Here is a 25,847-nt window from a genome sequence, read left to right as displayed (position 1 = left end):
TGGATGGGGTAAGGGTAGGGTGGACTTGGAACGGATAGCCCGGCCCGAGGTTTCCGAGGGGGCCGCCAAGGGGTTGAAAAGAGGGAAATCATCCCAGTTGATGAGTTCTATGACTGAAAATTGCTGGATTTTTACTACCTTTGCGACCCCGCTCGAATGGGCTGGGCTGAGCCTTCCCGGTTGGGATGGACAGTATGTATAACCAAAAGTGCCGCGGTTTACCCGCCCGGGGCATGTATAGAAGGGTGAATTTTTATTATGGCTAAAATTTCAAAACCAGGCGAAAGACCCCGTAAAACGGTGGAAAGCCCTGAAGCTAAAGGCCCTGTGAAGAAGGCTAAAGGCGAAAAAATCGAGATCGACGAAGATGATCCGTTGGCCGAGATCAAGTCGGCAGGCAAAGAAGAGATCTCTACGGAAGCTATCCCCGTTTCGGAACTGAAGAAGGCGAAGTACGAAAAACAAATTCCCGGTGAATTTGACTTCGATGCGTTCGACTCTAAAGGTTTCGGCGAAGGTTACAGCAAAGACAAGCGTGCAGAAATGGAGAAAATGTACTCCGGCACCGTGACGTCTGTGAACAGTGGTGAAGTAGTGAAAGGCGTTGTGGTGGGCATTAACGACCGCGACGTGATCCTCAATATCGGTTTCAAGTCGGACGGCCTCGTGCCCCTGGCGGAATTCAAAGAAATGACCAACCTGAAGATTGGTGATGCCGTCGACCTGTTCATCGAAGAACGGGAAGATGCCATGGGCCAACTCGTGCTGAGCCGCCGCAAGGCGAAGCTGGTGAAAGGCTGGGAATATGTGCAGACTGCGCTGGACAAAGACGAGGTGATCGAAGGCTTCGTGAAACGCAGAACGAAAGGTGGTTTGATCGTGGACGTGTTTGGTATCGAGGCGTTCTTGCCCGGTTCGCAAATCGACGTGAAGCCTATCCGCGATTTCGATATCTATGTGAACAAGTCGATCGAGGTGAAAGTGGTGAAGATCAACTACACCAACGACAACGTAGTCGTATCGCACAAAGTGCTGATCGAGAAAGATCTCGAGCAACAAAAAGCGGTGATCCTGACCAACCTGGAAAAAGGACAAGTATTGGAAGGCGTGATCAAGAACATGACCAACTTCGGTGTATTCATCGACTTGGGTGGTGTGGACGGATTGCTGCACATTACCGATATCAGCTGGGGCCGTATCAACCATCCGGAAGAAGTGCTCAAGCTTGACCAAACCGTTAAGGTGGTGGTATTGGATTTCGATGGCGACAAGAAGCGAATCTCTTTGGGCATGAAGCAACTGACGCCTCACCCTTGGGATGCACTGCCCGCCGAGATCCAGGTAGGATCGAAAGTGAAAGGCAAGATCGTGAACGTGGCCGACTATGGCGCATTCCTCGAACTGCAACCCGGCGTGGAAGGTTTGATCCACGTGAGCGAAATGAGCTGGTCGCAACACCTGCGCAACCCGCAAGATTTCATGAAAGTGGGCGACGAAGTGGAAGCCGTTGTGCTGACCCTGGATCGCGACGAGCGCAAGATGTCGCTCGGCATCAAGCAACTGACCGAAGATCCTTGGACACGCCAAGACGTATTGAGCAAATACGCTGTAGGCACCAAGCACAAAGGCATCGTGCGCAACCTGACCAACTTCGGCTTGTTCATCGAGCTGGAAGAAGGTATCGACGGCCTGGTGCACGTGAGCGACTTGAGCTGGACCAAGAAGATCAAACACCCTTCGGAGTTTGTGAAGGTAGGCGAGACGATGGAAGTACAAGTGCTGGAGCTGGATGCGGCCAACCGCAGACTGGCCCTGAGCCACAAACATATGGAAGAAAACCCTTGGGATACGTTCGAAACGATCTTCACGATCGGCAGCGTTCACAAGTGTACCATCATCAGCAAGAACGACAAAGGAGCCGTGCTGGAATTGCCTTATGGCATTGAAGGCTTCTGCGCTGCCAAGAACCTGGCGAAAGAAGACAACTCCAAAACGGAAGTTGGCGAATCGCTGGACTTCAAAGTGCTTGAATTCTCCAAAGACGACCGCCGCATCGTGCTTTCGCACAAGGCTGTTTGGTCGGGCGAGGAAGAAAAACCGAGCGCCACAGCAGGCAAGAAAAAACCGGCTCCCGCAAAGGGCAACACGATCCAGTCGATCAACCAACAGTCGGAGAAATCCACGTTGGGTGACCTGGAAGCGTTGAGCGCGTTGAAAGAGAAAATGAGCGGCGGCAGCGGCGAACCCAAAGCCGAATAAGCAGCTTGAAAGAACGGAAAGGTGGCCGCCTTGGCCACCTTTCTTTTTTTAGGGACGTTGCAATAACCCCCGTTTTTTTTAGTTTTGCACACTGTTTGGACGAACGGGCGGCTATGCCGACCGATAGGAAAAGCGGTTAAATTGGTCTCGTGGCCGAGTGGCTAGGCAGAGCTCTGCAAAAGCTTCTACAGCGGTTCGAATCCGCTCGAGACCTCTTAAAGCTCGTAAATCAACTAGATTTGCGGGCTTTTTTATTTTCGGGAAGTTTTAGCTCATATCATAGCCTTGTGGTTGAATCGTCAAGAAAGTACGAGCAGCCATACGAAACTGGTTCGACTATGCTATAATGGTGTGCTTGGTTGCTTGGAATTGTAAACTGACAAATCCATTATGAAATAGAGCCATAGTTTACGTTAATGGCTTTGAAACGGTTTGTTTTTTTAAGGTTGACAACAGGCAGAACTTCAGCTCGACAAAAAAACAAAAACCGAAATAGGATGGTAGAAATTTCAAAGGGTGAATTCGACGCAATCTGCTATGCGCGTAATGCCCGCATATTCGATATCACCGAACGTTAAGTACCGTTGCCTGATATGTGAAGAAAAGGTCATGAGCGCGATTTTTCAATTGGTATCATAACATATTGGTGGCAATGGCGATGTCGATAAGCCTTCTGCATTCATCGATTGAAAAAGCATACACCGAAGTTGTGTTACTTACTACCGATTGAACAAGTCCCACCAGTTTACCGGTTTCATCCAGGATAGGAGCACCACTACAGCCCCGGTAGTCATCCACGTCAGTGATTACTTTTGGACTTGAAAAAAGATGAAACCGGCCGAATGTCCCCTGAAACTTCAAGTCGAGATGTAGAGTAGGCCGACTGATCAAACGAATATCGCGTAAGTCGTGCCGTATCCTTCCACAGAAACCATGAACGAGGCTTGCATCAGGAACGCCCGCATCATTGAGGTTAAGAACCGCCTTGCTTCCCCCTTCAATTTTAAACGCACCAAAGTCCCAGGCGGGCTGGAGGATCGGAGGAATCGTTTTTAGTTCGCAAAAGGTAATATCTAATGTCTCGTCAAATATGAGATTGAAGTCTTCAATTTCTTTAATCTCCACATCTTTCAAATCGGTCGGAAGGTAATACGCATCGAAATAGCGCATAGAACCGACGGAGTATAAGGGAGATTGAAGATCCTTGGGCGGAAGACCAAGTTCGATGCAAGTGGAGAGCTCATGATCTGTGACATGGGCTACAGATAAAAGGAACATGCGATTTCTATAACTGACAATACAACCACTTCCGAATTCCTTCGGAACCATATCTGAAGGTCTGCACATCAGTATATGCTGAGAAGACTTTACAATGAGACTAATCACGTCCATCCGGATCAGCGTCAACGCGCTTAGTTTAGAAGCTGCTTGTTCAATCTAATGGTGAATAAAAGAACGAGGGTAATCGCTAACGGGTAGAGAATTATTGAAAGAATAGAAAACTTCTCATACTTAACAATCAACGTTGTTAGCAAGGCGATTAGCGGGACTAGCAGGAAAATTAAATAAAAGAACAGCTTATGAAATTTTCCATCCGACTTAAAGGGAAGCATTTTATCGACTACTTCTGCCTTGACAGCTGTTGCGGAAGTCTGATCCCCGCTTTTAATTGCCCTAAGCGCAAGATTAACATAGTAGTTTATAATAAGTAGAATGGCAATCACTAGTATTGGAAACAACACATAGAATACAGAGTAGGTGATGTCAAAGATGCCAACGTTCACAGAACTACTTTCGTCGCTTTCGCGAGGGGCTGATAACAAACCCGCCTGAATAATTTCCAGATCGCCAACTTTTGCGATGCCATTCTCGTTTGCTTGGAGGCCATTGGCGATAGATTCAAACGATGTGCCTGTGTAGTGCTGACGTTCATTAACGTAGTCAACGTAATCAGCAAATGAAGTTTCCGGTATCGGCTTATGTATAAAATTGATTTCGGCTTTTTTCTCACCGGACGACTTAGATGCTTCCTTTTTGAGAAACGACAGGGGATCGGTGTAGAAGTCGACTTTATACTTAACCCGAAAAGATTTCGTCTTGTCCATCCTTTCATCTAGACTTTGCGTTACGGAAATTTTATCCAGAACATTGATGAATACTCTGGCGCTATTGTACTTGTTTGCCGTCCCCTTGAATTCAGTGTTAATCAGTTTATTCAACTGATCGTAGTCGGGAAACGAGATTGTACCGTCGTCTTTTCCTTCTTCAGATATGAGTTGGCCAAGAGTACGCAAATTGTTATGTTTAAATGCAGCCATCAGTATTGGCAAGCTAATGAAACCGGATGGTGGAGACATAGCATCTCCGTATTCAATCGTACCACCATCCTCTTCAATGTACACGTCAAAAGTTTTACCATCAGTGATCTGCGTTTTAAGTGCAGCTTGCGAAGGAAATGTTGCTTCAATGATGGAGGTTCCATTATCTTGAGCCTCTTTTCTAAAGCTCCCCATGTCATCGCTGATGAGAATGTATCGTTGGAGGAGCATAATGAAGTTGTAAGCGCTTTCTTCACTTTGAGAAGGAGCTTTGAAAAATATTACGAAGACTGAAATGATCGATAGTGTGAGGTAGATTCTTGATAGATGACGAAGGTTTTTAGAGGGTTTCATTCTTTTTGAGGGTTAGGCTGACTTGTGATAGTAGATTGAAAGAAAAATTCAGGACATACATGTAACATACCGCTCTTTAGAAGCAATAGGTCAGCATGGCTTGAACCGATCAGACAATAGAAAAAAGCCCACCTTTGCCGGTCCTTTTAGGAGTCGGCATAGATGGGCTTCTGGTTCCAATGTAGAGAACGTGTATCTAATTTCCAATAACCACTCCTAGGCGTTGTGGTTTTTTTAGTAGGAAACATTGGCGCTCATTGAATAATGTCACTAACAACGAGGAATTCGTCAACGACGTAGTAAATTGCTTGGAAAGCATCGTTTAACGGTTTTGGCTATTACAATTTTACGATACAACGTCAAGCCTAAAGGATAATGGAACGCTGTGCTTGGCACAAATCGTTGAAAGCCGCTTAAAATTGGATTAAAACCGATACATCGCTATTCTTTTTTCATTCTGGCCTTGCCTTACTTCTGCTCCTATGTTACATTCGGGTAACAAATTCCTTGACCCTCCTGACGCGCCGTTAGCGACATGCAAGCGTCACCTCATTTCAAAGCCCCCTGGAATTTGAGATTCATATTAGCCGGACCTTTTGAACAGCCGCGTTTCTGGAACGTGTGGTTGATTCTATTATATTCGGTCTAGCCTTAAGTCAACCCTCGGAAGTCAAATAAATGATTGAATTCCTCCAATGCCGTGTCGACGGCTAGTCGTCGCTGTATATATCCGATATTGAAAATTCACAATGTGCCATGACTGTTCGCAGTTGTCAATATATTTCAATTTTGAAACGAATTTCTGAGCAGTTGTTCTGCTAATTCTGTGTATTCTAGCTATTGCTGCGATTGACACTTTTTTACTTAACTGAAAACGAATGTCTTTTTTCGTATTTGGACAATTTCGATTTTGTTGACGTGGAGCCCTTTGGACCACCTACTGTCGCTTGTGATCTACGCTTGGATGGGCCTCGCGCAAGCTGGATTTGTAACGGGTGGTAATGAGGGGAAATCCATTCAACAACCCGGTCGAGTCGAGCGACCGGATCGTCAGCGAGATCAATAACTTGAAAAAATAGTTTTAAATTGCTTGAAACCCCCTCTCGCGACATGTGCAATTTCGAACGGCCTGGAAGTTTCGGCTCCACAAGGAATTGGCAAAACACCAAGGCTTTCGTACTGGCAGCATACCTGTTCATATTCTGCTGGAAAATTTCTTACGGGCAGCAGACGGCCCATCGTGTCGACAGCCTCGAGCGGGCGTTCGAACAGGCCACCGCGATAACCGACAAAATCAAAATCGCACACCGCCTTGCTGATATATCGGACCCCATCGCCGCCATCGGGTACAGCGAGCGGGCTCTGAAACTTGCCGAACAAACGAGGGATGGCCAGGCGATCATGGAGAGTTTAATACACCTGGGGTCACTTCACACCCGGACAAGCCGCTATCCGGAAGCGCGCGCAATTTTAAACAAGGCCATCCGTATCGGCATTGCTAAAGATCTGTCTTCACATTTATCCGAAGCCTACCTGGAACTTAGCATCGCTTATGTCCGGCAGCAAGAACTGGATTCGGCGCGGGCAACGTTAAACAAAAGTCTTTCGCTCGTCCGAAAAAAGGAAGATGAGGTCAACACGGGCTTCGTATACAACATGCTGGGAAATGTGGCCAAGGAAGAAAATAACTTTGAGGCTGCATCGCAGCATTACATCCGGGCCACGGAGATTTTTGAAAAGTATCACAACGACGATGGGCTCACGCAAAGTCTTTCCAACATCGGCAACATACAATATCTTTTAGGGAACTATGACAAGGCGGAAACCTATGCGTTGCGGTGTGCTGACATTGCCAAAAAACTGAATAAAGCCTCCTCCATCGCCTATGCCAACCGGTTGCTCGGCCGGATCTATCGCAAACAGAAACGATTTGACGAGGCCCTGAAAAACTACAACGCCTCGTTGGACGTCTATCAACGATCGGGCGAACGACGCGAAATGGGCGAGACGAATACGAACATCGGCAACATTTATTTCGAACTTGAAAAATTCACCGACGCGCTGGACTATTATTCGCGGGCACTCCGCATCAAAAGATCCATTCCAGATTCGGTAGGCATGGCCTACGATTTTAATGCCAGCGCACAGGCCTTTTTTCAGTTAGGCAAGCCCGACAAGGCCGTCCTCTATTTCGATTCGGCCATGTTCTTTGCACAAAAAAAACGCTTGTTGTCTTTGGTGATGGATGGCTACAAGGGTAAAAGTGAAATCTATTCTCAAGAGAAACAGTATCGCCTGGCGCACGAAAATTACGTACGCTACACCGAGCTGAACGACAGCCTGGAAACGCTTCGGAACGAAACGGCGGCCAAGGAGTTGGAGGCGAAATATGAAAGTGAAAAAAAACAGGGCGAGATCAACGCGCTTCACGCCGAAAATGAAATTAAAACCTTGCAGTTGGAGCAACAGCGTTCGCGGTGGATCTACCTCGCCGGCGTCGCCCTGTTATCGCTTTTGCTGATCGTCGTGCTGTATAACCGTTACAGGATCAAACAACGCAGTGCGGAAAAGCTGAAACAATTGGATGCCGCTAAATCCAGGTTCTTTGCCAACATCTCTCATGAATTTCGCACACCGTTAACGTTGATCATAAGTCCATTGCAAAATTGTCTTTCGCAACCGCATGCCGGTTTAGGGACAGACGATATTCGCATGATGCATCGCCATGCGACGCGTCTTCATATGTTGATCAATCAGATGCTTGACTTATCTCGCATCGAGTCCGGCAAAATGAGGCTGCAGGTAGAAGAAAAAGACATCCACCATACCGTCAGAACGCTTTGTTCCGTCTTCCAGTCGCAGGCCGATCAACGCGGCATGGATTACCAGGTCATCGTGAGCGACGAGGTCGGCAGCGGTTTCATTGATGTCGATAAACTTGAAAAGATCGTTTACAACCTGGTGTCTAACGCGTTTAAGTTCACACCCGACGGAGGGCGCATTGTGGTGGAAGCCACGCGACAGGAATCGGCGATCGCGCTTCGTGTGCGCGACAATGGAATCGGCATACCGGCGCACCACATTCCGTTCATCTTCGATCGGTTTTACCGGGTCGACGACTCGCAGACCCGGTCAACGGAAGGCACCGGCATTGGACTGGCCCTTGCCAAGGAGTTGGCCGAGGTCCATCGTGGCACCCTGCAGCTAACGAGCGAAGAAGGGTCCGGCAGCACATTCGTGCTCACCCTACCCGTAGACCGCCATGCTTATGGATCCGACGATTGCCTGCAGACCCGCGACGAAAAGACGATCTTGAACACTTTCTCGTTCGCGATGACAAATCCCGAAGAGAGCACCCTCGCTGAAGCAAGCATCGAAGACGAATTGCCATTGATCCTGATCGCAGAAGATAACGCTGATATGCGATCCTTTATAGGCAACGTGCTCAAACCCGACTATCGGATAATGGAAGCACAAGACGGCTTACTGGCGTGGGAAAAAGCCCAGGAGTTTATTCCCGACCTTGTCGTTACCGACGTGATGATGCCCCGGATGGATGGAACAACCTTCTGCGAAAAATTAAAAGAAACGCTGGCCACGAGCCACATTCCCGTAGTGATGCTTACCGCCAAGGCCGGTCAGCCCAGCAAACTGGATGGCCTGCGACGAGGCGCGGACGATTACCTGGTGAAACCATTCGATGTGCAGGAACTGCAGATCCGGGTTCATAACCTTATCGAACAGCGTCGTAAATTGAGGAAGCTGTATCGCACCCCGGAACACACCACACCCCCGGAGGTTGTCACGGCAAATTCCGTCGATGCGGCATTTCTCCAAAAGATCGGGGCCATCCTTGAGCATAAGTTTTCCGATGCGGGGTTTGGCGTCGAAGAGTTTAACCGCGAGATCGGCTTGAGTCGGATGCAACTGCATCGCAAACTGAAGGCCATTACCGATCAATCCACAGGAGAATTTATCCGGAACTTCCGGTTGGAGAAGGCAAGGCAATACCTGGTCGTCAAAGACGCCCAGGTAAGCCAGGTGGCCTATGATTGTGGATTCAGCAATGTCTCACATTTCAGCAAAACTTTTAAGGATCACACCGGCATGACACCCTCGGAGTTCGTTGCAAACGCGGTGAGCGCGCAGACACGATAAAGTCAGTTCCTCACTTCACCGTCCTCACTTGCCATTTTGGTGCACCCTCGGGGTTACTTTCTTTCTGCAAGGTCATGACGTTCGCGGCGTAGTTGAAGCCCGGCGGCGAATCGGAAAGATACCATCCCGGCATGCCCACACATTCGATGGCATACGTCCGCACTCCCTTTACATCTTCGGCTTTGTGAAAATAAAATCTGGCTTCGTCCGAATCATCGCCGGGAGAATAATACGACGGGCTACCCACCGGGGTAATTTTTTCGCCATGAAAAATGAAAAGGTGTACTTCTTCCTTATTTGAAGAAGATCCTGCGGACAAAAAAAGCTCCGGGTCGTCTGTGAGTTGAATGGTGTAGCATTTTTTGGCGCCGTCACACTGGCTTTCAGCCACCGTAAAAAGACAATGTTCCTCCTTCACTAGCTCGCTCAGCGGATAAGTTTTCAAAATGTCGTCGCGGAACATGGCCGACTTGTTCGTATAAATGTAGCTGTACCGCGCGACCGACGGATCTTGCTCAAAGATGGATTCATCCTTTGTGAAAACGTAATCGCCAGGCAAGTTCTCTTCACTGACAATGGGCCCAGGATCGTCGTCAGAACTCGACGATGAACAGGAAACTGCAAAAAGCAGCACGCATGAGAAAAAAAGAGGGTTTTTCATGACACTATTTGATTTTAGTTAAAAATTCGTGTGGTCTCAATGTTCGATATTGATCCCCATCCGGAGGCCCCCGGGGGCAACCACCCAAAGCCTGCTCGCTGGGAGCAAGCCCTGGACAGTTCAGCGTATGCCGCGGCGCACGCCCCGGACGAGACGTTCTTATACAACCTTCCCATCCATCGATTAAAGCCTCATGGACAGATACCTCCGATGGGCCCGATACTCAAAACATGAAATAAAAATAGGAGCAGGATGCCGAAAGGGTTATCGGATTTGTCCCAATTGATGTTCTGGTGGTAACATGGCCTGAAAACAGGTTTAAAATCCTGATTTTTTCCCTGCACCCGAACATCCGGCAATGACTTTAGATCTATCGCGTTTAACAGGGACATGAAGGTAGCCTGTGCTGCGTTCAACCTTCCAACGGGATGCGGTTATCCTAAGATGGCAGTGAATTATTGTGCAGCGCCTTCGCGCTCGCCTGGCCTGTAATTAAAATCAGTTAACGTGCCATGCGTTCGAAGTCTCTCATTTTTTGAGGCGGATGGCCATGCCATTTTTTGAAGCTGTGGATAAACGCCGCCGGTTCGGAGTAGCCCAGCACGGAGGCAATGTCGGTGATGGAGAAGCGGTCGTGGAGAATCAGCAGGTTGCAGATGTTTCGCTTCAGGTCGTCGGTGATCTGGCGGAAGGTGGTGTTCTCGGCCACGAGGCGGCGTTGAAAGGTGCGCGCATTCAGGTTAAAAAATCCAGCCAAGGTTTCGAGCGCAGGCAGGCGCGGCTTTGCCATGCGCAGCGCCGTGAGCTTCACCCGGCTGCCAAACGATGGTTGTGCCTCCATGCTTTCGATGAGCGCCAGGTATTCGGGAATGAGCAGGTCAAGCCCCCAACGGGTGTTGTCCTGCACGGCGGCTTTGAGAAGGGTTTGGTTGAATTTCATTTCGAACGAGGTGCCCTTCTTCCATTCAGGCGGATAGTCGCTGGTGTGATGGGGTGATGATAATTTCACGTTGATGTCTTCGCCCGAGAGGATGGTGATCTCGCGGGCCATCACGGTTAAAATGGTTTCCAGAATATAGCGTGTGATGGTTTCATGGCCCGTTGGCAGACCAACGGAAATGATGGCCGTGCGCCCGGCGGTGGCGTTATGGATGGTGATGTTGGGGAATGTTTTTTGGAGATAGGATTGACAATAGTGCAGGGCTTCCTGATTGGTGGTGGCCTTTAGCGAAATGCGATAGATGGTGCCCAACGTATTCAGGTTGAGACATTGGCCCACGTGAATGCCCAGCAGTGGATCGTTTAGTGCCAGCGACAGGTGTTGCACCACGGCATAGAAATCAGTCACGCTCACCTTGGCATCGGCGTCGGTAAAGTCGGGAGGCGATTTCATGACCGTTCGCAACTCGCGCACGGGTATGCCGCGCAGTTGGCCGTAGTCAACAAAACAACCGAGGTGTTTGGCAAGGATTTTCATTTTGTCGTAAAATATCAATTGAGGCCCGCAAGGCAAAGATACCTTTGTTGCATCAACAAAAACAAACTAATGAAAGCGTATCACCTCGAATCGTTTGGCAGCATCGACGGCATCCGTCTGCGCGAACAAGCCATCCCAACCCCGCAAGCGCAGGATGTGTTAGTCAAGATCAAAGCCGCGTCCATCAACCGGCGCGATCAGTATATTCTTCACCAAACCTATCCGTTGCCCGCCAAGGCAGACATCGTTCCCTTAAGCGATGGTGCGGGAGAAGTTGTGGCCGTAGGGAAAGACGTGACGCGCTTTCGTGTGGGCGATCGCGTGATGGGAAATTATTTCGCCCGCTGGCGCGATGGCCGCATCGGCATGGACATCATGGATCAGCTGGGCTGTACACTCGATGGCATGTTGGCGGAGTATGCCGTGCTTCACGAAGATTCGGTGGTACAGGTTCCGGCTAATCTCGGCTATGCGGAAGCATCTACCTTGCCCTGTTCGGCCCTCACCGCATGGTCGGCGCTGACCAACGTGCGCGCGGGCAACGCCGTGCTCACCATCGGCAGTGGTGGCGTGTCGGTGTTTGTTATTCAATTTGCAAAGATGCGGGGCGCCAAAGTGTTTGTGCTCACCTCGCGCGACGAGAAAATAGAAAAACTGAAAGCCCTCGGTGCTGATCATGTGCTGAACTACAAAACAAACAGCGCGTGGAGCAAAACCATACTGGAGCTAACGCACGGCGCAGGCGTGAATCTCGTGGTGGAAACCGGCGGCATCGACACCGTGACACAAAGCGTGCAGGCCACAGCCATGGGAGGGGAGATCGCGTTGCTCAGTCCCGCCACCACCCTCGGCAAAGTTGAGGTTGTCGACGCGCGGGCCATTCTCACCCCGTTGTTTGTTCGTTGCGTCACCCTGCAACCGCGGTTTGTGGGCAGTCGTCTCGAGTTTGAAGCGATGAACCGCGCCATCGAACAACACAACCTGCATCCACGCATTGAGAAGACATTTTCATTTGGCGGCGCACCTGATGCTTATCATTATCTGGCAGCAGGAGAGGTGATGGGGAAAATTGTGATCGCGATGGAATAGGATTCTAACGTCTCTACACAAACAACTTATGAAAACAGTATACACAGCTCAAGTAACAGCCACAGGCGGTCGTCAAGGACGCATCGCTTCATCCGACAACATTCTTCAACACGATCTTGCACTGGTAGACGGTCTCGGCAAACAAGACAATAAAGTAGGAACAAACCCCGAGCAGCTCTTTGCCGCGGCCTATGCAGCGTGCTTCGAGACATCCCTTCGCGCCGTAGCAGATCACCTGAACATTCGCGTAACCGAAAGCGCCGTAGAAGCCTTTGTGTCGCTGCAGAAAGACAACGCCGGTTTTCATCTCGGAGTGTCGTTGCATGTTCACCTGCCGGGTGTTGACAATGACATAGCTCAGGCCGTGATGAAGAAAGCGCACGAAGTGTGCCCCTATTCCCGCGCCATTCGAAACAACGTTGTGGTTGAGATGAAGTTGATCTAGGAAGATTAGGAATGAGCGCGATGCGCGGGCGCGTAAATGGAAATGTGCAGAGGGTTAGGGACAAACGCTGCACAAAATCCACTGGCCAACCACACGATTTTGCGTGCGCTCATTCCTCCTTTCAAAACAAAAGTTTATCCATTTGAGCAATCAAAGTCTCCGAGACGGGAGACTTTTGATTGGGACGCCTTCGCGCTCTTCCACCGGCTGGCGAATTCTACAGCGGGAACGGAATATCAACTTTGGTAGAATTCGAATCAGTGAAAGGGTGATATGAAATTCGCTGCGCTTCATTTCGTTTTGAGCACATCATACCTTTCCATCACTATTTCCTTATACGCTTCCTTCATCTCCGTCGACAAAAAAGATTTTTCGATCCACTCCACCGCTTTCCCTTTGTTTGTCTCTATTCTTTTGAAAACGCCTTGAATCTGGCGGTCATTTAAGCCTAGCTCTTTGCCCAATTTTATGAAATTGTCGTAGGTCAATTTTTTCTTCTTTCCTTCCAAGGTGAGCGCCAGCTCCTCATCATCTTTTGGATTGATGATGACAACGTTCAAGAGATCATAGGCCGGAGAAAGTTTCCATTCGTCTCCATCCTTTATCATGGAGAAGTTTTTTAAGTGCATATCATTGTTTCCGGTCAGAAAGCAAAAGATACTGAGCTCAAAAAAGATCACTTGCTCAAGGAGTGTATTGGTGGCGTATTCCGAAATGGCTTTACCGATGCGCTCCATGGAGCTTCTGTATTTGTCGAAGGCCTCGGTAATTTGAAACATGTCGATCATGTGGATCTTGGTTCCATCCGGCCGGCGGTCAATGCGACGGGAGATATAGGCAAGTTCGCCGGACTTTAATCGTATCAGACTTGATGGTACGGTTTGTATACCGAATGCTTCGGCCATGCGCATGGTGACGTGCTCGTCTTCCGGCATCTCAGGGTAATTCGCTGAAGGTGGTTTTAGTATGTACGAACCGCCTAGCGCTCCTACAACGGTGAACCGCTTTCCAACATTGCTTTCACCGACCATGGTAAGCGAGAGTTTAGGCTGAACCCCTGGAACGGCGATGCTGCTTTCCACGACATTCTTGGCAAGGGCAGCCATTTCTCCGAGCGAATATTCCAACGCAGGCGCGGTTTTCGTTCCGAAGAATTTCAGGCTGCATCGCTCATGGAAATCAGTTTCTTTTTCTAAGGGCTCGTAACAATAAAGGCACCGGCTATTCATTTTTTCCAGCAATAGGTTGTACACTAACCGCTCCGATGCAATTCTGGCAACACGCCAGGAGCAACCCCATGCGGTCATTGGGATTGATCTTCCAACTTTTCGCAGCGATGTCCAGTAGCCATCCTTCCGGTATAAGTCCGTCGAAGAATGGAAATAACCTTTTGTCGCGATAGACGGTTTTGTTTACCGGCATGGAGAAGGTTAAGAACTGGCTTGGATATTTTGCGATGTAGTCATCATCATAAGTGAACGTATACTCGCCATCGTCAGTCTCCGTCAGGATGCCTGCCAGTATAGTATCGTAATAAATTTCTCCTCGTCTCATGGTTGTTCATCGGTTAGATCTCGCTGACTTACGGGGGCTAGCTCGTGACCAAACATTTTCAAAACCTGGTTTACTTTTTCAAGGTTGAGGCGCAGGTCTCCTTGCTCTATTTTCCGGACTACGGTAAGGGCCACACCGGCTCGCTCTGCAAACTCGGATTGCGTGAGATCTGCGTTCTTTCGCTTCTCTTTTACGAATGTGGCAAGTCGTTGCATTTTATATGCTTTTAAATATAATAATCGTATATATGAATAATTATATGTATTTGCATATAATTATCTATTTATGATGTATTTATACGTATTTACATATAAATATATGCAAAATAATTTAAAATATATGTAAATGCATATATTTTTTTAGCCAAAATAGCCCAGTTTCAAGGACCAAGTTTATCTCCAGAAAGTATTTTGGCCTGAGATGAGGTCGCGCAGGACCCTCCATAAAGATTAGATTGGTTATTGCGAGAAACCAACTGACAGAAGATTGGCGACTTGCGGTCAAAGGTTGGCCCAAGAGACTTCGGAAGATCATTACCTGGGCAGATGGGCGGATGACTTTTTTATATGATACACGAACACTTTCGTCCTGAAACGGACACCCCTATGTATTTCGTTATCTAAAATCTTCCGTTTCATGAGCATTAACAGTGTTCCTAGTTGGCAGGTTATTTGAACTCCGACAGCTGCAACAAACTCAATAGTAAACCACCAAATCAACTAACTAAACCCTATGATCAAAAGTACATTCATTACTGCGTGCCTGCTATTTGCTGCAGTGATTGCCTTTGCCCAAATCACGTTTCCTTCGGGCGGCCCGAACAGGAAGGCATCTGTGTCACAATACATCGGGAACACCGAGGTACGGATCGACTATAATCGTCCGATCGTTAATGGTCGTGAAGGAAAGATCTGGGGCGGCCTTGTGCATTATGGTTTTGCCGACTTGCATTACGGCACCAGCAAAGCGGCCCCGTGGCGTGCGGGGGCTAATGAGAACACCACCTTTACCTTTAGTACGGATGTCTCTATTGAGGGGAAGCCTCTGAAAGCTGGAAAATATGGATTTTTCATTGCGATGGGTCCGGAGAAGGCAACGATCATATTTTCAAACGTCAGCACCGCCTGGGGAAGTTTTTATTATGATAGCAAAGACGATGCACTTCGCGTGGAGGTGCCGGTGGCCAAGCTTAACGACAGTGTCGAACGGCTCACTTACGTCTTTAGCGACGAGACCGACGACGCAGCCATCGTCTCTTTGCAGTGGGAGAAAGTGAAGATACCTTTTAAAGTTTCGGTAGACCTCGAAAAAGAACAGATCGCAGCGTTCAGAAGAGAATTCAATTCCGGTATTTTTTATCGCTACTGGCAAAACATGCAGATGGCCGCGAACTATTGTCTGATGCACAACATCAATATCGACGAAGCGATTGGCTGGGCGGAGCGATCCATCAATACCTACTTTGGTGAAAAGAACTTTGCCACGCTTTCCACCTATGCCGGTCTGCTGGAGAAAAAAGGGATGAAGCAAAAGGCTGATTCCGTCATGAAGAAAGCCTACCCGTTAGCGACAACGCTACAGCTCTATTCGTATGGCAGAACACTTGAAAATCAGAAGCGCACGACGGAAGCGATCGCCATCTACAAAATGAATTACGAAAAGAATGCTGACGATCTTTATTCCTGCATGGGCATTACGCGGGGTTATGCGCTGCAGGGCAATACGAAGGAGGCGTTGAAGTATGCCAACAAGACATTGCCACTGGCCAAGGATACGTATTATAAAGGCTATTCTGAAGAGATAGTAGCAAAACTTCAGGCGGGGAAACCGCTTTAGCGAGGGGCTCGCTTGAGAAAGCAACCGCACTGTTTGAGAAATCAAAGTCTCCGAGACGGGAGACTTTGATTTGAACGGTGGACGTCCTTGGGGTACGGACATAGCCGCGATCCATTCCCCTATGGGACCTCACGTCATAGCAAAGTCATCCGCTTAAGGTGGATGACTTTTTTTGTTTTCGCTTGATGCGAGCCTGTTGAAGGCTAACGATCACGACAAATTGGAATTCACCCGCAGCGTGCTTTCGTTTCGCAGTCCATTTACTTTCAGCAACCGGTTGACGGTTTCGAGAAGTTCAAGCGAGGCGTCGACTTCTTCCTTGCGAACCGCGACGCTTTCAATGTTAAATCCGAACGGGATCGCTCGCTCCTGGCAATATTGGATAAGGTCTTTTGCAATTTCAGTGGCGATCTCCACCGAGCGTCCCGCCGGGTTGCTGCACACTTTCAATTCTTGCTTGATATCTTCGGGAACGTGTATGCCTAACCACTCCATAAAGTCAAGTGTCTTCAGCGATCCACAGATCGTTAGTGTAAAAATGATGGTCGGCAACTCCCGGTTCCGTGCCTGGCATGTGTTTACCAGGGCATCCAGCGTCTGCTTTGCGTATTGGACGTTGAAGATGCACTGCGAAATGAAATAGGATACACCACAGTTTACTTTGTCCATCATCCTGACGTCTTCGTCCTTGAGAATAGCATGACGCTCGGGAATTGTGACGGCACCGATCACCGAATGCGCTTCATGATCCTGTCGCCAGATCTCATACGCTTCGGTGAGTGTGGTCTTGGGGACGAAGTCGGGTGAGGGCAAACCGACAAACACGGGATAGAAACCATTACTTTTCAGGGCGTTCAACCATTCGGTCAACTCCGCTTTGCTGAACATGCTTGCCGGGCGATAGATAATTTTAGGGACGGTCAGCGCCTGTAAATACTGGCTCGTGTAGGTAAAGGGATCCAGCGCACTGGAGAACGGGAACGGTCGTTCTTCATTTGTTCGTGTGGACTCGTCCTGTACGTCGTAAACGATCAGCGCATCAATATCGAGGCCGCAGAGGGTCTTCAAACTTTTCTCGGCAATCGAAGGTAGTTTTTCAACGGGGGTTTGCGCTTTGGGAGGTGTGATTCCGTAGAGTAAAATTCCTGATTTTCTCTTTTTGATCTTGTCTAGGAACATGAGGGGGCTAGGATAAAAATCAAAAATAAGAAATAGTTGAATTCAATCTTAATGATGATTTTTCAAGTTGGGCCTAATGGCTGTTAGCTTTTGATGGATCCAGGCTATGATGCGGGGGAAATTTTTGAGAAAAATCAAAGTCCCCGGGACGGGAGACTTTGATTTGGGACGGGCGATGCTTCGGGTGTTATCTCATAGCCGCTATCCGTGGGCACGATCAAGTTTCTCGCTTAGTTCTTTTTGCCAGTAGCTGCCCAGAATATGCCGGCATACAAGTGATTCAGATAGGCCGGGTCACTAAAGATGGCAGGTAAGTGACCTAACGCCGTGTAGAAGGAGCGGCCGCCATCATAGTTGTGATACCAGGCAACGGGGTGAAGCTTTCCCATGCCCAAACCTTTTTTCTCGCCCCATTGCACCTTGGGGTCGTAGGAAGTTTCATCGACGGCGAGGATGTATTTGAGGCCTGCGATTTTCTCGGGGCCGAATTCATACCATTCGTCAGTCCAGAGTTTGCCGTCGGAAAGGCCCTGCATGCCTGGAAAGGTTGCGTCGACAATGTTGAGTTTGGCGGTTTGGATCACGGGGTGGATATGGAACATGCGTCCTACGAGCTTGGTGTACCAGTCCCAATCGTACTCCGTGTCGGAGGCGCTGTGAATGCCCACGAACCCTTTGCCCGAACGGATATAGCGTTCCATTACTTTTTGCTGGGCGGAATCCAGGATGTCGCCCGTGGTGTTTAGAAAGATGACCACCTGAAATTGCTCCAGGTATTTATCGGTAAAACCGTTGGGGTTTTCGAACAATGACACGTCGAAGAAATTTCGTACGCCCAGTTGCTGAATGGCCAAGACCCCGGCATGGACCGATTCGTGATGCCATCCCTTGGTGGTGGTGACGAGCAGCGCCTTGAATTGCTTCTGTGCGACGACGGTGAAACATAGGGATACTTGTAGGGCGAGCGCGGTTAGGAAGATCTTTCGGAAGTTCATATTTCTTTTGGTAAGCATTGATACATCGGAAAGTAATACATTTTTTTTACAAATCATCGACGTTCCTGAGCAATGGAATGATGGCTATGGCAACGGTTTGGTTGAAGATGCGCGAAAACTCTCACTGATATTGAAATCCGATATTTTAAACGATAATCAGGATGAATTTTATAGCTTTCGGTTTATCAACGGCTGTCATAGTCGTTTGAAATAGCTCGTTAAGAAGTGATAGCAATATGGTAAGAGCGCTTACAATAACACTCGTCATTTTTTTCTCACTATGTTCATGCGGCACGGGATGGCGTGTGGGAAGATCGCAGGTTAACTATTTTGATGGTCAATTTTCCGGCACTTTTGACAATACTGCCTTTAAAGCAAATGGACGCCGGTATGGTTCTCCTGCCTTGCTGGAATTGTTTGAAATTCGCGAGGCGAAAGCGGATAGCGTTTCCGTTGTTTTTGACAGGCAGGGAAAATTGGAATTAGCGTATCAAGATAGCGACGGTAAAGTGAAGACTGAGATCTTTGAAGGCGTGTTTGTCAGAAGTGGATATTACGAAGTGTTTTTAAGAAATGAGCGGAAAGAAATACCTCCTGCTTTTCCGTTTATCTATAGCAGGTGCAACATCAACCGGCTAAGGCTGGCGCTGTCGGCACAAGGCGATTTGATTGTGGATAACGAATGGAACGAAAGCGGGAATATTTTATTCTTGGGTGTGGGAGATAAGGGGAGGCGGCAGAGCTATTTTAGCAGGAGGCAATGAAGGAAGATAGCCCGACAGCGGGTGAGTGGTCGATGAAAGGCTTGCTGGCAATCAAAAAAAGCGATGCATTCGATAGGTGAATTCATTATTTTTTAGCTGACGTTCAGTTACTTAGCAATCCCTATAGTTTTTTTAAAACTATTTTCACCTAGCCATCTTCATGGAATGGGCATTTAAGATTCGGTGCTCGACAAATCATTCATTTGGGGATGGTCGACCAGGAAAATTTTACCGGTTTATTTTAACCCATTTCAACCGAAACAAAAACATGAAAAAGACAACGCTTTTCATTTTTGTAGGCTTGCAGCTGCTGTTCATGAATTGCGGGGAAGAAAAGAAGAAAATCGACTATGGATCAAACGGCGGAGCATACATAAACATTCGTGGTAAGAAGGTTTACTATGAGGAGTATGGAAGTGGGATGCCGCTTTTATTGCTCTCCGGCGGCGGCCACAGTCGGAGTATCAAAGATTTTGAGCGATGTATCCCGGGCCTTTCTCAACATTTCAGGATCATCGCACCAGACACCCCCGCCCAAGGCCGGTCGGAACAACCCGATAGCATCAGCTATGAAATTCTAACCGAAACGATGTCACAACTGATCGATTTCTTGAGCGTAGACAGTTTGTATGTTATGGGCTGGAGCGATGGAGGGATTGTGGGTATTCTGCTCGCGGAGCGAAGGGCGGACAAGGTGAAGAAGGTAATTGCCGTGGGTGCTAATAACGGTAAAAGAGGTTTCAACATCCCCGCAGGAATTCCCCTGGATTCTGTTGTGCCCCCTTCGAAGGAGGTGTTCGAAAAGCTTAACAAGCAGTTGATTGAGGATTATTCAAAGTTGCCCGGCAAAGATTGGGTAAAACTCCTGGAAAGCCTGAGCAAAATGGTGTACGCTGACGAGTACTTTTCAAAATCTATTTACGACAGCATAAAGATTCCCGTCATGATCGTAGTGGGAGACAGGGACGATATTTCAATCCAGCATGGCGAGGAAATGTACAGATCTATCAAGGGAAGTCAGTTTTTCGTTCTTCCCAATACGTCGCATGAAGTATTCAAAGAGCAACCTGAACTGATCAACCAGGTGGCGATTGATTTTTTCAACGAGACACTTCGTAAAGCAAGTTCTCGATAACAATTCCAGTCAGAAAGCTCGTAGGGCTTCCGTTCGTTCAAAGAACGGATCGGAGGCGGGAATTGGGAATTCCGTTAGTACCATGCCTTGAGCATGAATCAATGCCCTGTCAGTCTTTGCGTTGTGGTTTTTGTTTGTTAAATTCCTTTGGTGTTGTGAGACAAAACGCGGCACGTCGCCAATGCCATTCCTTCGTCTTTAACGGCTTAATCTTGTACCATGGCCACTACGATCATTCGGTTTTTAAACATCATTTTGGTCGCCCTGCTGGCCGGGACAAGTTTTGGAATATGGGTAGGTCTAAATCCAGTGAATTATTCGTCATCCACCTATATTGAGCAGCAACAACACCTTGTTCTTTCCCTTCAGACGTTGTTGGTTTCGCTGGTGATCGTGGCAACGCTCGTAACCATCGCTTCCGCTTTTCTTCAGCGGGAAGACCGGAAGACCTTCATTGCTTTGCTGGTCGCGGCAGGCTTTCTTTTGTTGTGCATTGTCGTAACACGGTTTGGTAATTTGCCCATTCAAACAGAAATGCTGACCTGGGACACGCATGCGGTTCCCGATAATTGGACGATGTTACGAGACCAGTGGTGGTCGTTTCATGTTCTGCGGACCGTTGCAGAGCTGGTTGCGTTGGCGCTTGTGGCATGGACAAGTGTTCAAAAGGGCAACGCATAAAGCCAATGACCGCATATCTCAGGATATAAGTTTGAACATTGATCAATACAACGACCTGTCGAGCAAAATCCACCCCGGATGTGGAATTGACGCCACACTTTTTTTGTTATGAAGCGTAGCGTTTTTTGAAATTTCAAAACTTTGCAAACTGATATTTCATGGCACGGATTTTACCAAGTCTCGATGGCCGACCTACATCATTTTGTACAGGCACAGAGATGAAAAACCTTTGGAGCATCGCTTGTCTCTCTATTTTTTTAATGCAGGCATTTGTTTCAATGGGTGGTCCCCCTGTCATCACCGGGCAAATCCCGTCACCGCTGTCGACCCTTCAGGGTACGCCGGTCACCCTAACGTTGGCCAACCTCATCGTAACACCTGGGGACCCCTTATCCCTATATCCCATCGGGTTTACCCTGGAGGTAAATTCGGGAAAGCACTATGACGTGAGCGGCACTACGGTGACACCCGACCCTGATTTTACCGGCCCGCTTACTGTGCAGGTTCGGGTGAAGGAAGGGGACCAGGAAAGCAAATGGTTCAACTTCAAGATCAACGTCATCACAACGGCGAATGTCGCGCCCATCATAACCGGACAAACGCCAATAACCATCGACCAGGGGGAAGCCGTAACGATAACCTTCGAGCAGCTAACGGTTCTCGATCTTGACGACAATTACCCGTCTGGTTTTACGCTCACGGTATACAGTGGAAGCAATTATACTGTCAATGGAACAACGGTAACGCCAGCGCCAAATTTTTTCGGAGACCTGCAAGTCCAGGTATCGGTAAATGACGGTGAAGCCGAAAGCAACAAGTTCAAGCTAAAGATCGAAGTGAGTAAAAACGTTGCGCCGCATATCACCGGACAGACTCCCATCTCCATTAATCAAGGTCAAAGTGTTGTAGTCGATTTCAATCAATTGTCGGTAACGGATCCTGACAACAACTATCCTTCAGGCTTTACGCTCACCGTGTATAGTGGAAGCAATTACACCGTCGACGGAACAACGGTGACGCCAGCGGCGAGTTTTTCCGGCAGTCTGAAAGTCCCGGTGTCGGTAAATGATGGCAAAGCCGAAAGCAATCGCTTCGATCTTAAAATTGACGTGAAAGCCCAGCCCATTGTGCCTGCGATCACCGGTCAGAAGCCCTTAACGGTGAACGAGGACGCATCGATTGCCATTAAGCTCACCGACCTTTCTGTCGTCGACCCGGATAGTAGCTTTCCACAAGACTTTACTTTAGCGATTTCTCCAGGAGCCCATTATACACTGAATGGAAGTACGGTTATTCCTGAAAAAAATTATTCAGGACCTCTTTCCGTCATGATAAGCGTCAACGATGGCACGAACGACAGCCCGCCGTTCGATCTCCAGATCACTGTCGCCCCCGTCAATGACAGTCCGGTGATCACGGGCCAAAAGCCGCTGACTGTCAATCAAGGCACTACGTTCTCCATTGGCCTTTCGGATTTGACCGTTACCGATCCTGACAACAATTACCCAGGTGACTTCACCTTGAAGATCGCCCAAGGTAACAACTACGTAGCGGCTGGAGGTTCCGTGAGTCCGTCGCCGACTTTCGTTGGAACGCTTAGCGTGACCGTTTCTGTGAGCGACGGCACCGCCAGCAGCCCTGATTTCAATTTCCAGGTAGAGATCATTGCCACGAAAAAGAACGTAGCCCCCACCATTGTAGGTCAAAAGGCCATCGGCATAACACAAAATACTTCCATCACCATCGAGCTATTCCATCTCGAGGTAAGCGATCCTGACAACGAGTTCCCAACAGGATTTTCGTTAAAGGTTTTTCCCGGCACGAACTATACGGTCACCGGGACCAAGGTTACTCCGGTGGCTAGTTTTGTCAACGGTACGCTTCTGGTTGGTGTGCGGGTAAACGATGGACAGGATGATAGTCCGCTATTTGAATTGAAGATTCAGGTTACTCCGATTTCGGCGACACCCAGAATAAACGGGCAAAAGGAATTGGTCGTGCTGGAGGATTACCCGATCACGATCTATGCTACAGACCTCTTCGTTACAGACGAAGATAATCCCAACTATCCACAGGGTTTTGGTCTTTCGGTGAAGAGCAGCAGTCAAGGCACCTACACGGTGAATGGAAATACCGTTACACCCGCTGCGAATCTCAACGGGTTCATCGAGGTTGGCGTGACGGTAAGCGATGGTGTGAACACCAGTGACGAATTCAAATTGGCCATTCTGGTCACTCCGGTGAATGATGCTCCCGTGATCACGCTATTGGAAACTTCGCCGATTCCTTTTGAGCCGGGGAAAGAACCTGCGGAAGTCTTTAAGGGGTTGGGGCTTGCCGATGTGGATAACACATACCTGAGTATGGCAGAAATAGGCTTCCGTGAAACAAACCATAGTCTTAAAAATGACGAGTTAAGGTTTGAATATGAAAATCCTAAAATAAGAGCCCTTCAGGATTCTGCGGGATTTTTATTTCTGATCGGCAACGCCACCGTGGAGGAGTATCAGGCGGCACTGCGCTCGATAAAATATAATTACCGCATTACGGAAGTTAATGGCGAGCCCGAAACCATATTGTCCGGATCGAGAACTATCTATGTTACCGTGAGCGACGGGCAACGCGTCAGCTTGCCGTCAGAACGCGTCGTCGATATCCAGGGAAAAATCGAAATCGACATTCCAAATGCGTTTACTCCAAATGGAGACAAGGCTAACGACACCTGGCATGTCCAACTAATGAACAATTACAAGCTTGATCAAGCCATTATCAAGGTGTACAACAAACGCGGGTTGCTCCTCTATGAGGCCAACGGATTCGAGCGGGACTGGGATGCGACCTTTAACGGCGAGCGCTTGCCGGTGGACACGTATTTTTATACCATCGTTATTGAACTCCCGTATGGACGACAAACGTACAAGGGCGTTGTAACTATCTTGTATTGAAATGTTGGCCAGTTACCCAGATAAAGGGATTGTAATTCCCTTTTATTTCTATGGGGGAATTCAATCCCAGAGAGTATCTTTCTCGCGAACTGGCCCTTTATCCGCTATGAGTGTCCCATCTCAAAACCCAGGCGAAAAACTATACGATCCATTTCTGGACGGCAATTTCTCCAAGGAAGTTTGTTTCCTGTGCGGTACAAAACTCAGTGCGTCAAATCGGACACGCGAACATATTTTCCCTCAATGGTTGCTAAGGCATTTCAATTTGACCGGCCGAAGTGCAAAAAATACAACTGTTAATTTTCACGGAAAAGATCTTCATTTCACCAACTACAGTAAAATTCTGATCCCGTGTTGCAAATCGTGCAACTCGACAGTTCTGGCCCCCATAGAAAAACGACTTAAGAAAGACCTGCTCCTAAAGAATGCCAAAGACTTCGATCTTTCTCCTTCTGATCTTTTTATCTGGATCGCTAAGGTATTTTATGGTTACTATCTGGACGAGCATCTCCGAGGAAAGATCGATATCACACGCTTTCTTGAGTTACCGGGCTATTCCGGAATCCGGACAATTTTTCTCTTCTTACAATCCGTTCGTTTTCAATTTTTGATGCGAGGTAGTTTTTTCTTCGAACATGCCAAACTTCCGGGAATGCCGGTATCCGCATTCATTTTTGATGTTAAATTGGATCGTGATGTAAGCAGACAATTCGACTATATCGATGACTTTTCATTGGAGTGCGTTTACCTCCGGTTGGGAAAAAAAGCCATCCTGCTCGCTTTTGATGGGGGTTATGTCCATCACCATGCCTACGATTATTTTTCGAAATACCTTGATAAACTCCTACACCCCAAACAGGCTGAAGAACTTGCAGCGCGGTTCTTCCACGTTGCCGGACTTAAAAAGGATGTTTTTCGGTTTACCAAGTACGAAGAGAATCATCTGACGGTTTTGGACTACGACGCTGGGTTACTCCCCATTAACTGGTCGGCACTCCGTGACAGGCTTCCGTTTATAGAGCAAGATGAGGAATCCAGTCAGAGATACGAATTTCTCCTTTCCAGATTTACGCGCCAGCCAATCAAGGGTCTGACGGACGGAAAAGGAAATGTTCACTCCTGGCTTCGCGGGGCCGACGGCGAGTTCCTGGACATTGATATTGACAAATATCCTTTTGGGTAAACCCCATCAGCTTTCAAAAATCGATTCTGAGTTTTGTCAGATTAAGACTATATCGATATCCCCTCCCGCAACGCCTTCTCATATTTCCGGAAATCGAACCTGTATAAATAAGGCGACTTGTTCTTAACACCCGTCTTTTTTTCATTCAGCTTGACCAGGAAGTCATAGCCGGTGATCAGCTTGTGAAAATTCCTTCGGTCGAGTTCGGTGTTCAGGATGGTTTGGAACAACTTGTGGATGTCATTCAGTGTGAACTTGTCGGGAAGAAGCTTTCCGATGGGTTGATGTCTCATTTCCCTGCGGATCGTCCGCGTGGCAACGTCGATCATTTCATTGTGATCGAACAAAAGCTTTGGAACCTGGTCGAGATCCCACCACGAACACGCATCCGAAAAGGCATCGGGTCTCGGCACAACCTTGTCGATATTCACCAAGGCATAGTATCCAATCGAAACGGTGCGCGGCGGTATATCCAATTCCTCAAAAGTTTCACCAAATGACTGCTGTACCAACGCAAGGGTTTCTTTCTCGGAAAAGTTAACATAGCGGTTCGTCTTCCCAAACGTATTGAACTGTTGCAAGAATACTCCCTCCAGGCCCGTCCTGTCGAAAAGAATGCGGTCCGCTGCTTCCTCGACGCCCTCATCTTTATAGATGCGCCCTCCCGGCAGGCTCCATTTGTCGATCGACTTCCAACGGATCAGCAGCACCTTCAGCTTGCCCTCCGTGAAGCCGAAGATCGCGCAATCGATGGAAACTTCCCGCAGAACGTTAGAAAAATACTCCTTTAAGTTCATGAAAATCAGTGTTTTAC

Annotated in this window: 21 protein-coding genes and 1 tRNA gene; 11 read left to right on the top strand and 11 right to left on the bottom strand. The window is 48.2% G+C overall.

Translation table 11 applies throughout. The features are described from left to right. Window positions 1–258 precede the first annotated feature (258 nt). Entirely contained in the window at window positions 259–2,259 is a 2,001-nt protein-coding gene (rpsA, locus tag D4L85_RS33450; protein WP_119758444.1) for a 30S ribosomal protein S1, read from the top strand. A 143-nt stretch (window positions 2,260–2,402) separates the two neighbouring features. Then, window positions 2,403–2,473 (top strand) — tRNA-Cys (locus D4L85_RS33445). A gap of 419 nt (window positions 2,474–2,892) precedes the next feature. On the opposite strand, the gene D4L85_RS33440 is transcribed toward D4L85_RS33445, so the two are convergent. The 3 genes from D4L85_RS33440 to D4L85_RS35010 all read right to left on the bottom strand — a co-directional run bounded on the left by D4L85_RS33440 (window position 2,893) and on the right by D4L85_RS35010 (window position 5,994). Beyond that, complete coding sequence (locus D4L85_RS33440) at window positions 2,893–3,429, bottom strand: hypothetical protein (RefSeq protein ID WP_160144180.1); 537 nt, start codon at window positions 3,427–3,429, stop codon at window positions 2,893–2,895. A 242-nt stretch (window positions 3,430–3,671) separates the two neighbouring features. Beyond that, window positions 3,672–4,931, bottom strand: a complete 1,260-nt coding sequence (locus D4L85_RS33435; protein WP_160144179.1) for a hypothetical protein — start codon at window positions 4,929–4,931, stop codon at window positions 3,672–3,674. A gap of 937 nt (window positions 4,932–5,868) precedes the next feature. Then, the gene (locus D4L85_RS35010) at window positions 5,869–5,994 is read right to left on the bottom strand and encodes a hypothetical protein (protein ID WP_257791773.1); all 126 of its coding nucleotides are present in this window, start codon (window positions 5,992–5,994) and stop codon (window positions 5,869–5,871) included. 47 nt (window positions 5,995–6,041) lie between these two features. Between D4L85_RS35010 and D4L85_RS33430 the strand changes: the two genes are divergently transcribed. Continuing rightward, window positions 6,042–9,089, top strand: coding sequence for a tetratricopeptide repeat protein (locus D4L85_RS33430; RefSeq protein ID WP_119758441.1), 3,048 nt, complete (start codon window positions 6,042–6,044; stop codon window positions 9,087–9,089). A 10-nt stretch (window positions 9,090–9,099) separates the two neighbouring features. On the opposite strand, the gene D4L85_RS33425 is transcribed toward D4L85_RS33430, so the two are convergent. Both D4L85_RS33425 and D4L85_RS33415 read right to left on the bottom strand, forming a co-directional pair. After that, a complete protein-coding gene (locus D4L85_RS33425) occupies window positions 9,100–9,750 on the bottom strand; it encodes a hypothetical protein (protein ID WP_119758440.1) in 651 nt (216 codons plus the stop codon). A gap of 502 nt (window positions 9,751–10,252) precedes the next feature. Beyond that, window positions 10,253–11,227: an AraC family transcriptional regulator gene (locus D4L85_RS33415; RefSeq protein ID WP_119758438.1), complete on the bottom strand. Its 975-nt coding sequence runs from the start codon at window positions 11,225–11,227 to the stop codon at window positions 10,253–10,255. A 69-nt stretch (window positions 11,228–11,296) separates the two neighbouring features. Between D4L85_RS33415 and D4L85_RS33410 the strand changes: the two genes are divergently transcribed. Continuing rightward, complete coding sequence (locus tag D4L85_RS33410; protein ID WP_119758437.1) at window positions 11,297–12,316, top strand: zinc-dependent alcohol dehydrogenase family protein; 1,020 nt, start codon at window positions 11,297–11,299, stop codon at window positions 12,314–12,316. A 28-nt stretch (window positions 12,317–12,344) separates the two neighbouring features. Then, on the top strand, window positions 12,345–12,761 hold the full coding sequence (locus D4L85_RS33405; protein WP_119758436.1) for an Ohr family peroxiredoxin: 417 nt from the start codon (window positions 12,345–12,347) through the stop codon (window positions 12,759–12,761). Window positions 12,762–13,051: 290 nt separating this feature from the next. Here the strand turns inward: D4L85_RS33405 and D4L85_RS33400 are convergent, their stop codons facing one another. The 3 genes from D4L85_RS33400 to D4L85_RS33390 all read right to left on the bottom strand — a co-directional run bounded on the left by D4L85_RS33400 (window position 13,052) and on the right by D4L85_RS33390 (window position 14,530). Continuing rightward, window positions 13,052–13,888, bottom strand: a complete 837-nt coding sequence (locus D4L85_RS33400; RefSeq protein WP_228450715.1) for a HipA domain-containing protein — start codon at window positions 13,886–13,888, stop codon at window positions 13,052–13,054. A 94-nt stretch (window positions 13,889–13,982) separates the two neighbouring features. After that, a complete protein-coding gene (locus D4L85_RS33395; protein ID WP_119758434.1) occupies window positions 13,983–14,315 on the bottom strand; it encodes a HipA N-terminal domain-containing protein in 333 nt (110 codons plus the stop codon). Then, window positions 14,312–14,530: a helix-turn-helix domain-containing protein gene (locus D4L85_RS33390; RefSeq protein WP_119758433.1), complete on the bottom strand. Its 219-nt coding sequence runs from the start codon at window positions 14,528–14,530 to the stop codon at window positions 14,312–14,314. The genes D4L85_RS33395 and D4L85_RS33390 overlap by 4 nt, the downstream gene beginning before the upstream one ends. Before the next feature lie 517 nt (window positions 14,531–15,047). Between D4L85_RS33390 and D4L85_RS33385 the strand changes: the two genes are divergently transcribed. Further along, window positions 15,048–16,151: a DUF2911 domain-containing protein gene (locus D4L85_RS33385; RefSeq protein WP_119758432.1), complete on the top strand. Its 1,104-nt coding sequence runs from the start codon at window positions 15,048–15,050 to the stop codon at window positions 16,149–16,151. Between the two features lie 210 nt (window positions 16,152–16,361). Here D4L85_RS33385 and D4L85_RS33380 read toward each other — a convergent pair whose 3' ends face one another. Both D4L85_RS33380 and D4L85_RS33375 read right to left on the bottom strand, forming a co-directional pair. After that, window positions 16,362–17,330 carry a methylenetetrahydrofolate reductase gene (locus D4L85_RS33380; RefSeq protein ID WP_119758431.1) on the bottom strand — a complete coding sequence of 323 codons (969 nt, stop codon included), beginning with the start codon at window positions 17,328–17,330 and terminating at the stop codon, window positions 16,362–16,364. Window positions 17,331–17,560: 230 nt separating this feature from the next. Next, entirely contained in the window at window positions 17,561–18,325 is a 765-nt protein-coding gene (locus tag D4L85_RS33375) for a ThuA domain-containing protein (protein WP_119759045.1), read from the bottom strand. A gap of 236 nt (window positions 18,326–18,561) precedes the next feature. Between D4L85_RS33375 and D4L85_RS33365 the strand changes: the two genes are divergently transcribed. The 5 genes from D4L85_RS33365 to D4L85_RS33345 all read left to right on the top strand — a co-directional run bounded on the left by D4L85_RS33365 (window position 18,562) and on the right by D4L85_RS33345 (window position 25,033). Then, window positions 18,562–19,089 carry a hypothetical protein gene (locus D4L85_RS33365; RefSeq protein WP_160144178.1) on the top strand — a complete coding sequence of 176 codons (528 nt, stop codon included), beginning with the start codon at window positions 18,562–18,564 and terminating at the stop codon, window positions 19,087–19,089. 160 nt (window positions 19,090–19,249) lie between these two features. Then, window positions 19,250–20,224 carry an alpha/beta fold hydrolase gene (locus D4L85_RS33360; protein WP_119758428.1) on the top strand — a complete coding sequence of 325 codons (975 nt, stop codon included), beginning with the start codon at window positions 19,250–19,252 and terminating at the stop codon, window positions 20,222–20,224. Window positions 20,225–20,443: 219 nt separating this feature from the next. Next, a complete protein-coding gene (locus D4L85_RS33355) occupies window positions 20,444–20,905 on the top strand; it encodes an anthrone oxygenase family protein (protein ID WP_119758427.1) in 462 nt (153 codons plus the stop codon). A gap of 218 nt (window positions 20,906–21,123) precedes the next feature. Then, a complete protein-coding gene (locus D4L85_RS33350; RefSeq protein WP_160144177.1) occupies window positions 21,124–23,850 on the top strand; it encodes a gliding motility-associated C-terminal domain-containing protein in 2,727 nt (908 codons plus the stop codon). A gap of 106 nt (window positions 23,851–23,956) precedes the next feature. Continuing rightward, on the top strand, window positions 23,957–25,033 hold the full coding sequence (locus D4L85_RS33345) for a hypothetical protein (protein ID WP_160144176.1): 1,077 nt from the start codon (window positions 23,957–23,959) through the stop codon (window positions 25,031–25,033). Between the two features lie 47 nt (window positions 25,034–25,080). Here D4L85_RS33345 and D4L85_RS33340 read toward each other — a convergent pair whose 3' ends face one another. Next, entirely contained in the window at window positions 25,081–25,830 is a 750-nt protein-coding gene (locus D4L85_RS33340; RefSeq protein ID WP_119758424.1) for an NUDIX hydrolase, read from the bottom strand. Window positions 25,831–25,847 lie beyond the last annotated feature (17 nt).

The organism is Chryseolinea soli, from assembly GCF_003589925.1.
GTDB classification, from domain to species: Bacteria; Bacteroidota; Bacteroidia; order Cytophagales; family Cyclobacteriaceae; genus Chryseolinea; species Chryseolinea soli.
This window is presented reverse-complemented; position numbering and strand designations above follow the sequence as displayed.